The organism is Streptomyces nitrosporeus (assembly GCF_008704555.1).
GTDB classification, from domain to species: domain Bacteria; phylum Actinomycetota; class Actinomycetes; order Streptomycetales; family Streptomycetaceae; genus Streptomyces; species Streptomyces nitrosporeus.
Genome location: NZ_CP023702.1, coordinates 3,674,442 through 3,690,774, shown reverse-complemented (window position 1 = coordinate 3,690,774; position 16,333 = coordinate 3,674,442). Strand labels below are relative to the sequence as shown.

The following is a 16,333-nucleotide window of genomic DNA, read 5'->3' as shown; positions in this document are numbered from 1 at the left end:
GACCGACGTCCCCTCTACGGTGTACAGGAAATTTCCTGTACACCGTATAAGGGCCGGGCCGGCGCAGCGGCCGCCCCGCCCGTCACCCGCCAAGGACCAGGAGCCCGCATGACGGCGACCGCCGCCGAGAGAGAAGACCTCGTCCCCGGCAGGGGACATCCGCAGCGCTGGCTGATCCTCGGCGTCATCTGCCTCGCCCAGCTCACCGTGCTGCTCGACAACACCGTCCTGAACGTCGCCATCCCCTCCCTCACCACGGAACTGGACGCCTCCACCGCCGATGTGCAGTGGATGATCAACGCCTACTCCCTCGTCCAGTCCGGCCTGCTGCTCACCGCGGGCAGCGCCGCCGACCGCTACGGCCGCCGGAAGATGCTGGTCGTCGGCCTGGCGCTGTTCGGCATCGGTTCGCTGGCCGCCGGCCTCGCACAGTCCTCGGGCCAGCTGATCGCCGCCCGTGCCGGGATGGGGGTCGGCGGCGCGCTGCTGCTCACCACCACCCTCGCCGTCATCGTCCAGATCTTCGACGAGGACGAACGGGTGAAGGCGATCGGCATCTGGGCCACCGTCAACTCGCTGGGGGTGGCCGCCGGACCGCTGATCGGCGGGGTGATGCTCGGTCACTTCTGGTGGGGGGCGATCTTCCTGATCAACATCCCCGTCGCCCTGGCCGGCCTGATCGCCGTCGTCCGCCTCGTCCCGGAGTCCAGGAACCCGAGCGGGGACCGCCCCGACCTGCTGGGGGCCCTGCTCTCCACGATCGGCATGGCCTGCGCCGTCTACGCGATCATTTCCGGCCCGGGCCACGGCTGGGCCTCCGGCCGGGTCCTGCTGACCGCCTTCGCGGGCGTCGCCGTCCTCACCGGATTCGTGCTGTGGGAGCTGCACACCCCCCACCCGATGCTCGACATGCACTTCTTCCGCGACCAGAGGTTCGTGGGCGCGGTGGCCGGATCGGTGCTGGTCGCCTTCGGGATGGGCGGCTCGCTGTTCCTGCTCACCCAGCACCTCCAGTTCGTGCTCGGCTACGAGCCGCTGGAGGCCGGTCTGCGGACGGCTCCGCTGGCGCTCACCGTCGTCGCCCTCAACCTCACCGGCCTCGGAGCGCGGCTGGTGCCGAGACTGGGCACGCCCCTCACCATCGCGTCCGGGATGAGCCTGCTGGCCGCCGGACTCGCGGCCGTCGCCCTGCTCGGGCGGGACGCGTACGGCGGGATGCTGCTCGGCCTGGTCGTCATGGGGGCGGGGATCGCGCTCGCCATGCCCGCCATGGCGAACGCGATCATGAGCGCCATCCCGCCGGAGAAGGCGGGCGTCGGCGCCGGGATCAACGGCACGCTCGGCGAGTTCGGCAACGGTCTGGGCGTCGCCGTCCTGGGAGCCGTGCTGAACTCGCGGTTCGCCGCGCTCGTCCCGGCCGCCGTGGGCGCGGCCTCGCTGCCCGCCGCGCTCGCCGCCGCCGACGGCGTGGCGGAACGGGAGCGGATCACGGACGCCTTCGCCTCCGGCCTGGCCGCCAGCCAGCTGGCCGGCGCGGCCGCGGTACTGGCCGGCGGACTGCTCGCCGCGCTGCTGCTGCGCAGGGCCGCGCGCTCCCGTCCGGTCCGCCCGGGACAGGCCGTCTGAGCAGGGGTTGCGCACGGCCGCATCCGCGAGGGCGAGCGGTTGGGGCCGATAGCATCGAAGGCGGTGCCGTGCCCGGTGGACCCGATCCCCCGGACGCGGCATCCGCGCGGACGGGCGCAGACACGTCCGTGTCCGGCCCGGGTACGAGGAGAGCAGTCATGGGTGACGCGGCGGACCGTGCGAAGAACCCCGCGAGGGTCAGTGTCTGGCTGAACCGCAAGACCCCCGCGCGCGCCCGGAGGACGGGCCGCCCCGACGGGCTGGACCGCGACAGGATCACCGCGGCGGCCGTGCGGATGCTGGACGCCGACGGGCTCGCCACGTTCTCCATGCGCCGTCTCGCCGCCGAGCTGGACGTCACCCCGATGTCCCTCTACTGGTACGTCGACACCAAGGACGACCTGCTGGAACTCGCGCTCGACACCGTCTTCGGCGAGATCCCGCCGGCCCGCCCGGGCGACGACTGGCGGATACGGCTGCGCGAACTGGCCACCGCCTACCGCGCGATGCTGGTCACCCACCCCTGGGCGTCCGTGCTGGCCGGCAGCTTCCTGGCCATCGGCCCGCACGCGATGCTGTTCTCCTACGCCGTCCAGGACGTGGTCCGGGACACCGGGCTGCCCCTGGAACGCCGCACGGGGGCGGTCTCCGCGGTCGTCCAGTTCGTCTACGGCTTCGGCACCATGGAGGGCTACCTGGTCCAGCGTTCGGCCGAGGCCGGACTCAGCCAGGACGAGTTCTACCACCAGGCGCTGAGCGCGGTCCGCGCCGACCCCGAACTCCGGCGGATCATGGAACCGTCCGAGGCCATCATGGAGGCGCGCGGCGGGAGCACCGTCCAGGAGATGCGGGAGCGGGACTTCCTGTTCGCCCTCGACCTGCTGATCGCCGGCATCGAGGCGATGTGCGAGCGGGCCGACCGCGCGTAGCGCCCGCCCCGGCCCGCACAGCCGGGCTCGCACCCGCAGGCCCACGTCCCCCAGGCCCCCGCCCGCCCCGGGTCAGTAACCCCGGCCCGTGTCCACGGCCAGCGCGGGCCTTCGGCCCTCGGCGAGGGCCGCCCAGCAGGCCGCGAAGTCCGTGGCCACGTCCTCCTCCTCGGTCACGCCCGCGGAGTGCGAGGTGACCACGGTGCCGGGCAGTCGCCAGACGCGGTCGTGCGGGCCCGGGGGCTCCTCGGGCAGCACGTCCAGGACGGCCCGGCGCACCGAGCCTCCGCGCAACGCCGCCTCCAGCGCGTCCATGTCCACACAGCCGCCCCGCCCGACGTTGAGGAAGCAGGCCCCCCGCATCGCCGCGAACCGCCCGGCGCCGTAGAACCCCTCGGTCGCCCCGGTCAGCGGCAGCGTGCACACCACCCACCGGGCTGCCGCCAGCTCCTCCAGCTCCCCGGCCCCGCCGGCCGTCACCACCCGGTCGAAGCCGGGCACCCCTTCGCGCGGGGTGCGGCCCACCCCCACCGTGCGCAGGGAGCACGCCCGCAGCAGGGCGGCGACCGCGCGGCCGATGCGCCCGGTGCCGTGGACGACCACGGTCGAACCGGCCACGAGCCCGGAGGGCAGGCGCCGCCACTCGGCCCGCGCGTGCTGCGCGGTGTGCTCCGGGACCCGCTGGCACTCGGCGAGCATCCAGGCCAGGACGTACTGCGCGATGCGCTCGCCCATCCGGCCCACGGTCCGTGTCAGCAGGGCCGGCTCGGGCCAGGAGCCGCCGGCGAGCAGGGCGTCGGTGCCCGCGTTGACGCTGTGGAACCAGAGCAGCCGCCCGGACCGCAGGGACGCGGGCAGCGTGGCCCCGACGTACAGGAAGGGCTCGTCCGGCGCCGTCGCGGACGCCTCCCGGGCCGGGCGTGAGGCGGTCTCCTCCAGCGCCCGGACGAGGGACGCGCCGGTACCCGGCGGGACCAGCAGCGGGGCGTGGGCGAGCGCGGCGGGGGAGGGCAGTGCCACGGGCCGGTCAGCCCTCCTCGGCGAGCCGCGCGGGGAAGCCGCCGGTGGCGACGGGGCCCCAGCGCTCCGGGGTGATCCGGATGAGTGACTTGCCCTGCTTCACCATGGCCGCCCGGTACTCGTCCCAGTCCGGGTGCTCGCCGGAGATGTTCCGGAAGTACTCGACGAGGGGCTCGACCGACTCCGGTGAGTCGATCACCTCGGCCGAGCCGTCGATCTGGACCCAGGGGCCGTTCCAGTCGTCCGACAGGACGATCAGGCTGACCCGCTCGTCCCGCCGGGCGTTGCGGGTCTTGGCGCGGTCGGGGTACGTCGAGACGACGATCCGGCCCGAGTCGTCCACGCCGCAGGTGAGCGGGGACCCCTGGGGCCGGCCGTCGGCCCGGGTGGTCAGGAGGACCGCCCGGTGCCGGGGGCGTACGAAGTCCAGCAGTCCACCGAGGTCGACGGTGGTGTTGGTCGCGATGTTCGGTGCCATACGGGCAGCCTAAAGGCTGTACCGGCAAGGCCCCCGGGCCCGCCGGCGCGTCTACGCGGGTACCTGGTCGCCCTGCACCGCCTGGATGTCGAGCTCCACCCGCAGGGTCGTGCCGATCGCCGAGATGCCCGCCTGGATCACCTGGTTGTAGTTCATGGCGAAGTCGTCCCGGCGCAGCTCCGCGGTGGCGTGGAAGGCCGCCCGCACACCGCCCCAGGGGTCGGGCCCGGTGCCCAGGTAGCTGAGGCCGAGGTCGACGTCCCGGGCGACGCCGTGCATCGTGAGCACACCGTGCACCGTCCAGCGGTCGGGACCGGAGGGCGTCAGCGCCCGGGAACGGTAGGTGATCTCCGGGTACCGTTCCACGTCCAGGAAGTCCGGCGACCGCAGGTGCTTGTCCCGCATCCCGTTGCCGGTGTCGATGCTGGCGGCCGCGATGGTGGCCTCCACACCGGACTTCTGGACGTCCTCGCGGATGTCGATCCGCCCGCTGAAATCGGTGAACCGCCCGTGCACGCTGGAGATCCCCAGGTGCTGCGCGACCGCCCCCACCGAGGAGTGCGCCGGGTCCAGCGACCACGTCCCGGGCGGCGGCAGTTCCACACCGCCCTGCCGGGCCAGCACCACGGTGCCCGCCTCGACCCGGCCACTGGCCGTGACCAGCGCGGTGGACGCGGCGGGGGCGTACCCGACCGCGGTGACGATCACCGTGTAGGCGCCGGCCGGGAGGCGCTCGTCGGTGCGGACGGCTCCGTCCTCGTCGGCGGTGGCCCGGGCCACCTGCGTGCCCGTCATGTCGGTCACCGTCACGACCGCGTGCTGGACGGCCCAGCCGTCCCGGGTGCGTACGTGTGCGCGAAGTCCCATACCGTTCTTTCTCCTTGCTCACTCGCGTAGTGACTCGACGGATCAGCGGTCCGGGCCCGGGGGTCCGGACGCGGAGGCCCGGACCCGGACCGCTGACCAACGAGTCGGGCCCCGGGCGGGGACGGCAGGCCGTCCCCTGCCTGCCGTTCCCGCCACGGGGCCCGTTTCCACCGGCGGTGTCAGCCTCTCCGCTCGAAGCGCTGTACCGCCAGGGGTCTTTGTGGATCTTCCGTGTCTACTCGCCCGGGTGGGCGAGCTCGATGTCGTGGCCGTCGACGCCGCCGCCGGTCACGGTGAGCGATCCGGCCACCGGCGGGTAGCCGGTCGCGATCACGGAGTACTCACCGGCGTCCAGGTCGGTGAAGGCGTAGACGCCGTCCTCCCCGGTCGTCGCGGTGGCGACCACGTTGCCCGCCGCGTCGATCAGCGTGACCCGGGCGTCGGACAGCGGCGCCGGACCGGCACCCGCCCGCACGGTCCCCCGGACCAGTGCCCCGGCCCGGAGCACCGCGTCGACCCGGGTGACGCCCTGGCCGCCGATCTCCACCGGCAGGGCCAGCGGCCGGAACCCGGCGGCGGTCACGGCGACCGTCACCGAACCGGGGACCAGCTCGCCGAAGGCGAACTCGCCCGTGTCACCGGAGGCCCCGGTGGCCAGCACGTCGCCGCGTACATCGGTGACCACGACCATCGCGCCCTCGACCGGTGAGCCGCCCTCGGCGGTCCGCACCGTCCCGGACAGGCCGCTCGTGCCGGCCAGCAGGATGTCGTAGGCCAGCGGCTCGTCGCCGACGACCACGGTGGACGCCTGGGGCTGGAAGCCGTCCGCGGAGGCGATCAGGACGTAGGAGCCGGAGCCCGGCGCGTCCAGGACGTAGGACCCGTCGGCCTGGGCGACGGACCGCCCCAGCTGACGGCCGCCCAGCGAGATCAGCGTGACCGCGGCCCGGGCGACGGGAGCGCCCTCGGCGCCCCGCACCACACCGCGGACGGGGGTGCCGTGGAAGACCGTCGTCGTCTCCGCGGCCACCGGGGCGGCCTGCGGGGACTCCTGGACGGCGTCCTGGGCGGGGTCCGCCGGGGAGGCGGCCGGCGCACCGGCGGGGGCCGCCGCGCCGACGGTGGCCAGGGCGGGCTCCGGCACGGCTTCCACCGCGGGCTCCCCGGCCTTGTCGTTCGCGGCGTTCGTCTTCAGGGCGACCTCCTTGATGAAGAGCGTCAGGAGGAAGGCGACGAGCGCGGCCGGGGCGGAGTACAGGAAGACGTCTCCGACACCGTGGCCGTAGGCGGCCTCCATGACCGTGCGCAGCACGGGAGGCAGTGCGTCCAGGTCGGGGATGGCCCCGCCCCCGGTGCCGCCGTGGCCGAGCGCCGCACCCTCGGGGCCGAGGGCGGTGAGCCCGTCCTGGACGTAGTGGGTGACCCGGTTGCCCAGGATGGCGCCGAGCGCCGAGACGCCGATCGCACCACCGAGCGAACGGAAGAACGTGACGACGGAGCTGGCCGCGCCCAGGTCGGCCGGGGCCACCTGGTTCTGCGTGGCGAGCACCAGGTTCTGCATCATCATGCCGACGCCGAGACCCATCACGAACATGTAGACCGCGATGTGCCAGTACTCCGTGTCGTACCGGATGGTGCCCAGCATGCCGAGGCCGGCCGTGAGCAGGAAGCCACCGCTGACCAGCCAGGCCTTCCAGCGGCCCGTCTTGGTGATGATCTGGCCCGAGAGCGTCGACGACAGGAAGAGGCCGGCGATCATCGGGATGGTCATGACGCCGGACATCGTCGGCGACTTGTCACGCGCCAGCTGGAAGTACTGGCTGAAGAAGACGGTGCCCGCGAACATCGCGATACCGACGAACAGCGAGGCCAGCGAGGCCAGCGTGATGGTGCGGTTGCGGAAGAGGCGCAGCGGGATGATCGGCTCGCTGGCCCGGGACTCGACGAAGACGAAGACCAGGGCGAGCAGGGCGGTGCCCGCGAGCATGGTCCAGGTCTGCCAGGAGATCCAGTCGTACTTGTCGCCCGCGAAGGTCACCCAGACGAGAAGCAGGCAGACGGCGGCGCTGACGAAGAAGGCGCCCAGCCAGTCGACCTTGACGTCCCGCTTGACCACCGGGAGCTTCAGCGTCTTCTGCAGCACGATGAGCGCGATGACCGCGAACGGCACGCCCACGTAGAAGCACCAGCGCCAGCCCATCCAGCTGGTGTCGGTGATGACGCCGCCGAGCAGCGGACCGCCCACGGTGGCGACGGCGAAGACCGCGCCGAGGTAGCCGCTGTAGCGCCCGCGCTCGCGCGGGGAGATCATCGCGGCCATCACGATCTGGGCGAGGGCGGAGAGACCGCCGACGCCGATGCCCTGCACGACGCGGCAGGTGATGAGCATGCCGCTGCTGGTCGAGAGGCCGGCCACTACGGAGCCGCCCACGTAGATGATCAGGGCTATCTGGACGAGCAGCTTCTTGCTGAAGAGGTCGGCCAGCTTGCCCCACAGGGGGGTGGTGGCGGTCATGGCCAGCAGTGAGGCCGTGACGACCCAGGTGTAGGCGCTCTGGCCGCCGCCGAGGTCGGAGATGATCTCCGGAAGGGCGTTGGAAACGACCGTCGACGACAGGATCGCGACGAACATGCCGAGCAGCAGCCCGGTCAGCGCTTCCATGATCTGCCGGTGTGTCATCGGCGTGCCGGCAGGGGCTTCGGCCGCCCCGTGCTTGGCGTGGCCGCCCCGCACACCGGATGGTGTGGTCGTAGCCATGGAGTTCCTTGTCTTTGCTTCTGTTACACGGGTGTACGGGTGTACGAGTCGTCGCTGTGCCCGGCGCGGCAGTCGCCGCTGTGCTTCCCGGGGACGCATCCACCGGTGCCGCGGCAGGAGAAACTGTCGCGCAGCCGGGACAGCAACGTGTTGAGTTGTCCGACTTCCTCGTCGGTCCAGTCGGTGAGGTTGCGGGCGAACATCTCGGTCGTCCGCCGGTTCAGGTCGTCGAGCAGTTCCACGCCCGCGGGGGTCAGCCGCAGGATGCGGGACCGCTTGTCCGTCGGGTCCGCGAGCCGCTCCAGCCAGCCGTTCTCCACGGCGTGGGCCACATGACGGCTGGTCACCGACATGTCCACGGCCAGGAGTTCGGCCAGGCGCGTGATCCGCATCTCGCCGTACTTGTTCAGCAGCGTCAGCACGGTGGCCGAGCCACCGGGACACTCGGCGGGCAGGATGCGGGCGAGGCCCCGTTTGACGGCTCCGACGGCGCTGATCTGACGGGCCAGTTCTTCGTACCGGCTCCGTGCGGCCACCGGTCCCTCCTGGTGTCTCCCGGGTGCATCTTGTTGCTTAGGGCAACGATAGAAGCGGTTGGTTGCCGCAGGCAAACTAAAAGGGGCTTGCAGAAGTAAAGGAACGCAAAAGCCTCCGCCGGGTCCCGGTCAAGGCCCCAGCGCACAGCGTGCACCGGGTCGGCGGTGTGTTCCCGGACACATCCCGGATGCCGTCCGGGGCGCTCGGGGCGGTGCCGGGGAGCCGCCCCGGGCGCCGCCGGGAGCCCGGGAGGGGGAGCGTGGACAAGGGGCCGCGCGCCCGGTGCGCGCCGGCCCGTGCGACGGGGCGGGGCCTGTCGCGGGCGCTCCGGGTCATCGCCCGCCGGAGACCCGGGGGTTGGGAGGTCGTGCCGAGTTCGCTAGGGTCCTGGGCCATGGCACACAACCCCCACGCCCCGCAGCCGGGCCCCGAGGGCTCTCACGACCCGGCGGGCAGCACGCAGATGTTCCGCGCGTTCGTCGACGACGGAGAGCCGCAGCGCAGGCAGCAGACGGCCGCGGCCTCCTCCGGCCCGAAGGCCGGGGTGATCGTGGCGATCGTCGCGGTCATCGTGGTACTCGGCGCCGTCGCCTGGCTCGCCCTCGGCTGACCGGGGCGGACGGATCCCGGCCCGGGGACTGCCCGCCGGCCGGGCTCCGGCCCCTCCGGCACCCCTCCCGGGGCGGCAGCGCCCGCGCCGCCGTCCCGGGATCCCGAGCACGGTACGGCCGTCGGGGCAGCGGTCAGGGTTGCCCCGGCGGTCGTACCGCCGTACGCCCGGCGCGGCGCCCTGCGGGGAACGCCGCGCCGGCGGTATGTGTGCCGCCCGGCCCGTGCCGCTCAGTCGGCGATGAGCCCTTCCCTGAGCTGGGTGAGGGTCCGGGTCAGCAGCCGTGAGACGTGCATCTGCGAGATGCCGACCTCCTCGCCGATCTGCGACTGGGTCATGTTGGCGAAGAAGCGCAGCATGATGATCTGCCGCTCCCGGGGCGGCAGCTTGGCCAGCAGCGGCTTCAGCGACTCGCGGTACTCGACACCCTCCAGCGCGGCGTCCTCGTACCCCAGGCGGTCCGCCAGGGAGCCCTCGCCGCCGTCGTCCTCGGGGGACGGGGAGTCCAGCGAGGAGGCCGTGTAGGCGTTGCCGACGGCCAGACCGTCGACCACGTCCTCCTCGGACACCCCGAGCGCCTTGGCCAGCTCCGGGACCGTCGGCGACCGGTCCAGCTTCTGGGCGAGCTCGTCACTCGCCTTGGTGAGCGCGAGCCGGAGCTCCTGGAGCCGGCGCGGCACCCGCACCGACCACGAGGTGTCGCGGAAGAAACGCTTGATCTCCCCCACGACCGTCGGCATCGCGAAGGTGGGGAACTCCACCCCCCGCTCGCAGTCGAAGCGGTCGATCGCCTTGATCAGGCCGATCGTGCCGACCTGGACGATGTCCTCCATCGGTTCGTTGCGGCTGCGGAAACGTGCCGCCGCGTACCGCACGAGAGGGAGGTTGAGTTCGATGAGCGTGTCCCGCACGTACGCCCGCTCCGGGCTTTCCCTCCCGTCCGGGCCGCAGGGGCCCAGTGCGGCGAGCCGCAGGAACAGGGAGCGGGACAGCGTGCGGGTGTCGATGGCTTCCGACGAGCTGGTGAGCACGGCGGGTGCCGGCACGCTCTTCGTGAGCGTGAGCACCTTCGAGCTGCCCTGGTCTGCGGACATGCCACCCCCTTGAGGTCGCGGACGGTCGCGGTGGCCACGACCATCGGAGGAACGCAGCCTCCACCTGGATACCGGAGGTGGGGCTGCGGCAAACGCGGTTCCAGCAGAATGTCACATGTCGGCAACACGCTGTAGTGACAAGTCGACAAGTCAGCGGTGAAACTGCGCAGGAAACAGGGGGTGTGGGGCTTTTGAACCCCGTGAAATACCTCGGTACGGTCTACCCGTTCCGGTTACGCCTCGATCCTGTTTGCGGATCGCAGCCGGGCGAAACTTCTGGCCAGAAGCCTTGACACATGCATCTGCGAGACGCCGAGCTCGGCGCTGATCTGCGACTGCGTCAGGTTGTTGTAGTAGCGCAGCAGCAGGATCCGCTGCTCCCGCTCGGGCAGCTGGACGAGCAGATGCCGTACCAGGTCGCGGTGTTCGACCCCGGCGAGCGCCGGGTCCTCGTAACCGAGCCGGTCCAGCAGGCCGGGCAGCCCGTCGCCCTCCTGCGCGGCTTCCAGGGAGGTCGCGTGGTAGGAGCGGCCCGCCTCGATGCAGGCGAGCACCTCCTCCTCCGAGATCTTCAGCCGCTGGGCGATCTCGGCGGTGGTCGGGGAGCGCCCGTGGGCGGTCGTCAGGTCCTCGGTGGCGCCGGTGACCTGCACCCAGAGCTCGTGCAGCCGGCGCGGCACGTGGACGGTGCGCACGTTGTCCCGGAAGTAGCGCTTGATCTCGCCCACCACGGTGGGCATGGCGAACGTCGGGAACTGGACACCGCGTTCCGGGTCGAAGCGGTCGATGGCGTTGATCAGGCCGATCGTGCCGACCTGGACGACGTCCTCCATCGGCTCGTTGCGGCTGCGGAAACGTGCCGCCGCGTACCGTACGAGAGGCAGGTTCGCCTCGATCAGCGCGGTACGCACCCTGTCGTGCTCCGGGGTGCCCGGTTCGAGGTCCTTGAGGCGCCCGAAGAGCACCTGGGTGAGGGCCCTGGTGTCCGCGCCCCTGGTCCTGCCGGGCGCGGGGGTCCCGGGCGTCACCGACCGGGCCTCGTCGGTCTGGACGTTCTGGGGCGGGACTTGAGGCGCTGTACTGGCCGGCACGGTGTCGCCACCCCTTTGCGGTCAACTACGGTCAACTCATTCGTCAAAAGCGGTCATAGCATCACAAGACATGTCGGCTGTGTGCAAGCACCGCATAGAGCCGTGTTGAGGGTGAATTCGGTTTAAACATGCCGGAAAGCCCCTCCGCTGAAGGGCGGGGGGCCGGGCGTGGGGCGGGGAAGGGCTCAGAAGGGGTAGTCCGCGATCACCCAAGTGGCGAACTCGCGCCACTGTCCGGCGACTGCCTGGTGCTCCGGATGTCCGATGTAGCGCTTCAGGGAGTCCTCGTCCGCCACCGCCGAGTTGATCGCGAAGTCGTAGGCGATCGGCCGGTCGGTGATGTTCCAGGCGCACTCCCAGAACTCCACCTCCGGGATCTTCTCCCCGAGCGCGCGGAAGGCCTCGGCGCCGGCGACGACCCGCGGATCGTCCCGCTCGACGCCGTCGTTCAGCTTGAACAGGACCAGATGGCGGATCATGGGGTTCTCCTGGGGTCTTTCGTCCGGAACTGGGTGGGACCGGGCCGGAAACGGGAAGCGGTACCGCCGCACGCCCGGTCGGCGGTCAGTTCACCAGCTCCGACATGAAGTCCCCGACCCCCTGTGCGGCGCTGGACACGCCTTCGAACCCGACCTGGACGAGATCGGCGGCGCGGGCGGGAGACGTGATGATCGTGTACAGCACGAAGACCACCACCACGTAGAGCGCGATCTTCCTCGCCTGCGCCACAGCCCCCGCCTCTCCCCGCCGACCATCTGTGCAGACGGTGAGTCTAGTCGTACACACGGTCTTACTGATCGTTTCAGAATGACTCCGGCCGAGAGCAGCACCCCCGTTGGCACTTGGGCAGCTGAGTTGGCATCTTGGCCCATGGCCGTACGCATGCGGCCTGAGCAACAGAAGCAAATCCGGACCGGTTGAACGCAGGAGTGGGTGGATGGGCACGGATGCGGAGCGGGAGTGCTGGGAGCTGCGGTCGGGAGCCGGCGTGGGTCCGTTGCAGTTCGGGATGTCTCCAGCCGAGGTCGCCCAAGCACTTTTGGCCCCTGGACCGCAGGAACGGGTTGGCGGTCCGTATGCGCAGGAGGACTTCCCGGATGGGGTCAAAGCGTTCTACGACGCGGGCAAGCTCGCCTGCGTTGCGCTGGATGCCGTCACCGGTCCGCAGGTCTTCCTGTCTGGCTTCCCGCTGGCAGGAAGCGATCCGGAGCAGGGCCAGCAGTTCCTGCTGGACCACGCTGCGGAGCATGGGAACTGGGTGCTCTACACGCCTGATGACTCACTGTCCCTGACTGACCTCGGGGTTCTTCTGCGCTCGCAGCCGGTCGGGACGGCGCGCCTGACACGTCCGCTCTTCGTGAAGGAGGAGTGGTTGGAGTCGCAGTACTACCGAGACCACCTTCCGCTGGAGGGCGCCTCAGGCTGAGCGCTCGATCCGGCGAACGACGCCAGACCCTGCGCTCAAATCACGATGAGATGCCGCGGGACTTGACCTCGACGATCTTGGTCGGGAAGGTGTCCGGGTGCGTGCTGATCTTGTTCCGGACGACCTGTGGGAGCGGGTGGCCCCCTTGCTGCCACCCGCTCCCGAACGACGCCACCGACATCCCGGGCGGTTGCGTGTTCCTGACCGAACGGCACTCGCTGGCGTCCTGTTCGTGCTGCGGACGGGTGTCGCCTGGCGGGACGTCCCCGCGGAGACCGTGGGCTGTTCCGGCGTGACGGCCTGGCGCCGGCTGCGGGACTGGACCGAAGCCGGTGTCTGGCCACGCCTGCATGCTGCCCTGCTGGCCGAGCTTCGCCGCGCCGACCTGCTGGACCTGGACGACTGCTCCGTGGACGGATCGCACGTGCGGGCCCTCAAAGGGGGGAGCACGTTGGCCCCTCGCCGGTCGACCGTGCCCGTCCCGGCTCCAAGCACCATCTGATCGTCGACCGCTACGGAACCCCGCTCGCCGTGACGCTCACCGGCGGCAACCGGCACGACGTCACCCAGCTCCTGCCCCTGCTCGAGTCGGTTCCGCCGATTCGGGGAGCTCGGGGACGTCCCCGCCTCAAACCCAGGCGTCTGTACGCCGACCGTGGCTACGACTTCGACAAGTACCGCCGCTTGCTGTGGAAATGCGGCATCAAGCCCATGATCGCCCGACGGGGCGTCGCCCACGGCTCCGGACTGGGCAAGGTCCGCTGGGTGGTCGAGCGCGCATTCGCCTGGCTCCACCAGTTCAAACGGCTCCGCACCCGCTACGAACGCCGCGCCGATCTCCACCAGGGGTTGCTCGACCTGGCCTGCAGCCTTATCTGCCTCCGCCGCCTTCGGACCTCATTCTGAAACGATCAGTTATCCAGGGGCTGCGCTCGCTCGCAGGTGCGACATCCCGGGACCAAGGACCTGCGTTTTCGGGTCCTTTGCCCCGTGCCGCGGCTTTGGCCGAGGAGCAGTATGGGAGACAGGCCCGCTCATGGCATCCATGCGGCGGGCCAGGGACGGGGCCCCGAGGCCCCCGCCGCGCGACTTCCCCCTGACCGCGGCGTGGACCGGTTCCCGTTCTCACCGGGGGAGGCGGCTTGTCCCCCCGATGCCGCCTCCCCCGACCTCGGCACAGGCGGCGCCCGGCGGTACGGGCGGCGCCCGGCCCGCGGCCCCGGCTCCGACCAGGAGCCGGGGCCGCGTCCGTTCGCCCGGGGAACGCCCCGAAGACGCCCGAAGGGCCCGGCGCACTGCGCCGGGCCCTTCGTAGAGCGGTAGCGGAGGGATTTGAACCCTCGGTGAGTTTCCCCACACTCGCTTTCGAGGCGAGCTCCTTCGGCCGCTCGGACACGCTACCGAGAGAGAGCTTAGACCATCCCGGGCCGTGGTCGAAATCCGATTACCCCGCGACCGGGATCCGGTTCCCCCGTGACCGGGGGCCGGTTCCCGGCGGCCGGGCCGGGGGCGCTCCGCCCGGTGTCAGCGGTCGCGGAAGAAGGCGGTCAGCTGCGCCGCGCAGGCGTCCTCCAGGACGCCGTGGACCACCTCGGGGCGGTGGTTGAGCCTGCGGTCCCGCAGGACGTCCCAGAGGGAGCCCGCCGCACCGGCCTTCTCGTCGCGGGCCCCGTAGACGACCCGGCCGATCCGGGACTGCACGAGCGCGCCCGCGCACATGGTGCACGGCTCCAGCGTGACCACCAGGGTGCAGCCGGTCAGCCGCCATCCGCCGAGCACCGCGGCGGCGCGGCGCAGGGCGACGACCTCGGCGTGCGCGGTCGGATCGCCCGTCACCTCGCGTTCGTTGCGGCCGGTGGACAGCAGGGCGCCGTGCGGGTCCAGCACAACGGCGCCGACCGGCACATCGCCGGCCGACGCCGCCTGCGCCGCCTCGTCGATGGCCCGGCGCATGGACGCCTGCCACGGGTCCCGTACGGGATCGGTGGGAGGCGCGGGGGGTGAGGGGGATGAAGGGGGTGGCGGTGGCGCGGTCACCCGCGGACCCTAGCGGACGGCCTCCAGGACGTCGGACGCCCCCAGCGCGTCGGCGATCTCCGCCAGCGCGTCGGTGCGCAGGGTCAGCAGGTCCTTCTCGGACAGCCCGAGGTCGGACAGCAGCCCGAGTTCGCCCAGCGGACCCGCCGGAACGGTGTCGGGACCGTGGTCCGGGCCGTCTCCGGACCCGGCGGGGGCCCCGCCGCCGTCCACGGCGTCCTCCGGCCCGCCGTCCTCGGTGCCGTCGAGGTCGACGAGCTCCTCCAGAGCGGCGATCTCGTCCCCGGCCCCGGGTTCGCGGCCGAGCATCTCATCGGTGAGCAGGATCTCCCCGTAGGAGGAGCGGGCGGCGGCGGACGCGTCCGAGACGTAGATACGCGGATCCTCCTCACCGTCCACCCGGACGACGCCGAACCAGGCGTCCTCCTGCTCGATGTAGACCAGGACCGTGTCCTCGTCCACCGAGGCGTCCCGGGCCAGATCCGTCAGGTCGGACAGGGTTTCCACATCGTCCAGCTCCGTGTCGCTCGCTTCCCACCCGTCTTCGGTGCGCGCGAGCAGTGCGGCGAAGTACACCGTGACTCTCCCACTGTTCATAGGTGAATCGGTCCGACGGGAGGGCAGCCGGTGCTCCGGCTGCTCTGGACCCCGCCCAATCGGCATCGTGGCAGAAACGAGCGCGAAGCGAGAGGTCTTCGGCGGTTGCGTCGGCCACCAGTTCCGGGGACGCCGCCCGCGAGCCGTGGTTTCCGCGCCCCCGGCGCGCCCGGTGCGCCGGGGGTCACCAGCGGAACGTGCGCATCCGCATCTGCTGCCGCATACGGGCCGCACGGGCCCGCCGGGGCTGTACGCGGTCGCGGAGCTGCTTGGCCTCGTGGAGCTCGCGGAGGAACTGCGCCCGGCGCCTCCGGCGTGCGGCTTCACTCTCCTGCGCGTCCTGTGCTTCCTCCGGAGCCTCGGGGAGGCCGCGCGCGTCGCGCGCCGTCCGCCGTTCTCCGGCCTGCTCCGCGTCGGGCAATCGACACACCACCCCGTGGCCTGGGTCCGTATGCCCCCCACCTTCCCCCCGAACAGGCGCTTGATGCCAGCGCACGCTTGCGAGGAGCGGGTCTTCGGCCCGGCTACTGTTGACGGCATGCGGATCCACGTCGTCGACCACCCGCTGGTGGCGCACAAACTCACCACACTGCGCGACAAGCGCACCGACTCACCTACCTTCCGGCGGCTCGCCGACGAACTGGTCACCCTTCTCGCGTACGAGGCGACCCGGGACGTGCGGACCGAGCAGGTCGGCATCGAGACCCCGGTCACCCCCACGACCGGGGTGAAGCTGTCGTACCCGCGGCCCCTCGTCGTGCCGATCCTGCGCGCCGGTCTGGGCATGCTGGACGGGATGGTCCGGCTGCTGCCCACCGCCGAGGTCGGCTTCCTGGGCATGATCCGCAACGAGGAGACGCTCCAGGCTGAGACCTACGCCACGCGGATGCCCGAGGACCTCTCGGGCCGCCAGGTCTACGTCCTGGACCCGATGCTGGCGACCGGCGGCACGCTCGTCGCGGCCATCCGGGAGCTGATCGAGCGGGGCGCCGACGACGTCACCGCGGTGGTACTGCTCGCGGCGCCCGAGGGCGTCGAGGTGATGGAGCGCGAACTGGCGGGCACGCCGGTCACGGTGGTCACGGCCTCGGTCGACGAGCGGCTCAACGAGCAGGGTTACATCGTGCCGGGCCTCGGCGACGCCGGTGACCGGATGTACGGCACCGCCGACTGACGGCACCGCCGACGGCCGCGCACCCGCGGCCGCACCGCGCCGGGCGCCCGGTCCCCGTGCCCGGCCCGGCCGCCAAACCGGTGTCACGC

The 16,333-nt window shown here is 71.7% G+C and carries 18 protein-coding genes and 1 tRNA gene; 6 read left to right on the top strand and 13 right to left on the bottom strand.

The features are described from left to right. The first annotated feature begins 108 nt into the window (after positions 1 to 108). On the top strand, positions 109 to 1,626 hold the full coding sequence (locus CP967_RS16430) for an MFS transporter (protein WP_150488686.1): 1,518 nt from the start codon (positions 109 to 111) through the stop codon (positions 1,624 to 1,626). A 158-nt stretch (positions 1,627 to 1,784) separates the two neighbouring features. Continuing rightward, a complete protein-coding gene (locus CP967_RS16425) occupies positions 1,785 to 2,555 on the top strand; it encodes a TetR/AcrR family transcriptional regulator (protein ID WP_150488685.1) in 771 nt (256 codons plus the stop codon). A 72-nt stretch (positions 2,556 to 2,627) separates the two neighbouring features. Here CP967_RS16425 and CP967_RS16420 read toward each other — a convergent pair whose 3' ends face one another. From CP967_RS16420 to CP967_RS16400, 5 genes are all read right to left on the bottom strand, one after another. Then, the gene (locus CP967_RS16420; RefSeq protein WP_150491889.1) at positions 2,628 to 3,569 is read right to left on the bottom strand and encodes an NAD(P)-dependent oxidoreductase; all 942 of its coding nucleotides are present in this window, start codon (positions 3,567 to 3,569) and stop codon (positions 2,628 to 2,630) included. 13 nt (positions 3,570 to 3,582) lie between these two features. Continuing rightward, a complete protein-coding gene (locus CP967_RS16415) occupies positions 3,583 to 4,053 on the bottom strand; it encodes a PPOX class F420-dependent oxidoreductase (RefSeq protein ID WP_150488684.1) in 471 nt (156 codons plus the stop codon). A 51-nt stretch (positions 4,054 to 4,104) separates the two neighbouring features. Beyond that, positions 4,105 to 4,920 carry a YceI family protein gene (locus CP967_RS16410; protein ID WP_150488683.1) on the bottom strand — a complete coding sequence of 272 codons (816 nt, stop codon included), beginning with the start codon at positions 4,918 to 4,920 and terminating at the stop codon, positions 4,105 to 4,107. A gap of 235 nt (positions 4,921 to 5,155) precedes the next feature. Next, positions 5,156 to 7,600 carry an MFS transporter gene (locus CP967_RS16405; protein WP_483030205.1) on the bottom strand — a complete coding sequence of 815 codons (2,445 nt, stop codon included), beginning with the start codon at positions 7,598 to 7,600 and terminating at the stop codon, positions 5,156 to 5,158. Between the two features lie 101 nt (positions 7,601 to 7,701). Then, entirely contained in the window at positions 7,702 to 8,214 is a 513-nt protein-coding gene (locus tag CP967_RS16400) for a MarR family winged helix-turn-helix transcriptional regulator (RefSeq protein ID WP_150488681.1), read from the bottom strand. Between the two features lie 395 nt (positions 8,215 to 8,609). On the opposite strand from CP967_RS16400, the gene CP967_RS16395 reads away from it, so the two are divergent. Beyond that, positions 8,610 to 8,825, top strand: coding sequence for a hypothetical protein (locus CP967_RS16395; RefSeq protein ID WP_150488680.1), 216 nt, complete (start codon positions 8,610 to 8,612; stop codon positions 8,823 to 8,825). Positions 8,826 to 9,055: 230 nt separating this feature from the next. On the opposite strand, the gene CP967_RS16390 is transcribed toward CP967_RS16395, so the two are convergent. From CP967_RS16390 to CP967_RS34020, 4 genes are all read right to left on the bottom strand, one after another. After that, entirely contained in the window at positions 9,056 to 9,919 is an 864-nt protein-coding gene (locus CP967_RS16390) for an RNA polymerase sigma factor SigF (RefSeq protein WP_150488679.1), read from the bottom strand. A 233-nt stretch (positions 9,920 to 10,152) separates the two neighbouring features. After that, positions 10,153 to 11,010, bottom strand: a complete 858-nt coding sequence (locus tag CP967_RS16385; RefSeq protein WP_150488678.1) for an RNA polymerase sigma factor SigF — start codon at positions 11,008 to 11,010, stop codon at positions 10,153 to 10,155. A gap of 185 nt (positions 11,011 to 11,195) precedes the next feature. Then, positions 11,196 to 11,489: a Dabb family protein gene (locus tag CP967_RS16380; protein WP_150488677.1), complete on the bottom strand. Its 294-nt coding sequence runs from the start codon at positions 11,487 to 11,489 to the stop codon at positions 11,196 to 11,198. A gap of 85 nt (positions 11,490 to 11,574) precedes the next feature. Then, the gene (locus CP967_RS34020; RefSeq protein ID WP_167535392.1) at positions 11,575 to 11,739 is read right to left on the bottom strand and encodes a hypothetical protein; all 165 of its coding nucleotides are present in this window, start codon (positions 11,737 to 11,739) and stop codon (positions 11,575 to 11,577) included. A gap of 208 nt (positions 11,740 to 11,947) precedes the next feature. Here CP967_RS34020 and CP967_RS16375 point away from each other — a divergent pair, with 208 nt between their 5' ends. Both CP967_RS16375 and CP967_RS16370 read left to right on the top strand, forming a co-directional pair. Then, positions 11,948 to 12,436 (top strand): hypothetical protein, encoded by a 489-nt coding sequence (locus tag CP967_RS16375; RefSeq protein ID WP_190175117.1) that lies wholly within the window; start codon positions 11,948 to 11,950, stop codon positions 12,434 to 12,436. Positions 12,437 to 12,533: 97 nt separating this feature from the next. Further along, positions 12,534 to 13,342, top strand: a protein-coding gene (locus CP967_RS16370) for an IS5 family transposase (RefSeq protein WP_167535391.1) whose coding sequence is annotated in 2 segments (ribosomal slippage) — positions 12,534 to 12,873 and positions 12,873 to 13,342 — 810 coding nt in all. Because the reading frame shifts where the segments join, the coding sequence is not laid out codon by codon here. Between the two features lie 411 nt (positions 13,343 to 13,753). On the opposite strand, the gene CP967_RS16365 is transcribed toward CP967_RS16370, so the two are convergent. The 4 genes from CP967_RS16365 to CP967_RS16350 all read right to left on the bottom strand — a co-directional run bounded on the left by CP967_RS16365 (position 13,754) and on the right by CP967_RS16350 (position 15,491). Continuing rightward, positions 13,754 to 13,838 (bottom strand) — tRNA-Ser (locus CP967_RS16365). Positions 13,839 to 13,960: 122 nt separating this feature from the next. Beyond that, on the bottom strand, positions 13,961 to 14,389 hold the full coding sequence (tadA, locus tag CP967_RS16360) for a tRNA adenosine(34) deaminase TadA (RefSeq protein ID WP_150491887.1): 429 nt from the start codon (positions 14,387 to 14,389) through the stop codon (positions 13,961 to 13,963). A gap of 93 nt (positions 14,390 to 14,482) precedes the next feature. Further along, positions 14,483 to 15,049 carry a tRNA adenosine deaminase-associated protein gene (locus tag CP967_RS16355; protein WP_150491886.1) on the bottom strand — a complete coding sequence of 189 codons (567 nt, stop codon included), beginning with the start codon at positions 15,047 to 15,049 and terminating at the stop codon, positions 14,483 to 14,485. 205 nt (positions 15,050 to 15,254) lie between these two features. Further along, positions 15,255 to 15,491, bottom strand: a complete 237-nt coding sequence (locus CP967_RS16350; protein ID WP_229888538.1) for a hypothetical protein — start codon at positions 15,489 to 15,491, stop codon at positions 15,255 to 15,257. Between the two features lie 117 nt (positions 15,492 to 15,608). On the opposite strand from CP967_RS16350, the gene upp reads away from it, so the two are divergent. Further along, positions 15,609 to 16,244: a uracil phosphoribosyltransferase gene (gene upp, locus CP967_RS16345; protein WP_150488674.1), complete on the top strand. Its 636-nt coding sequence runs from the start codon at positions 15,609 to 15,611 to the stop codon at positions 16,242 to 16,244. Positions 16,245 to 16,333: the final 89 nt, after the last annotated feature.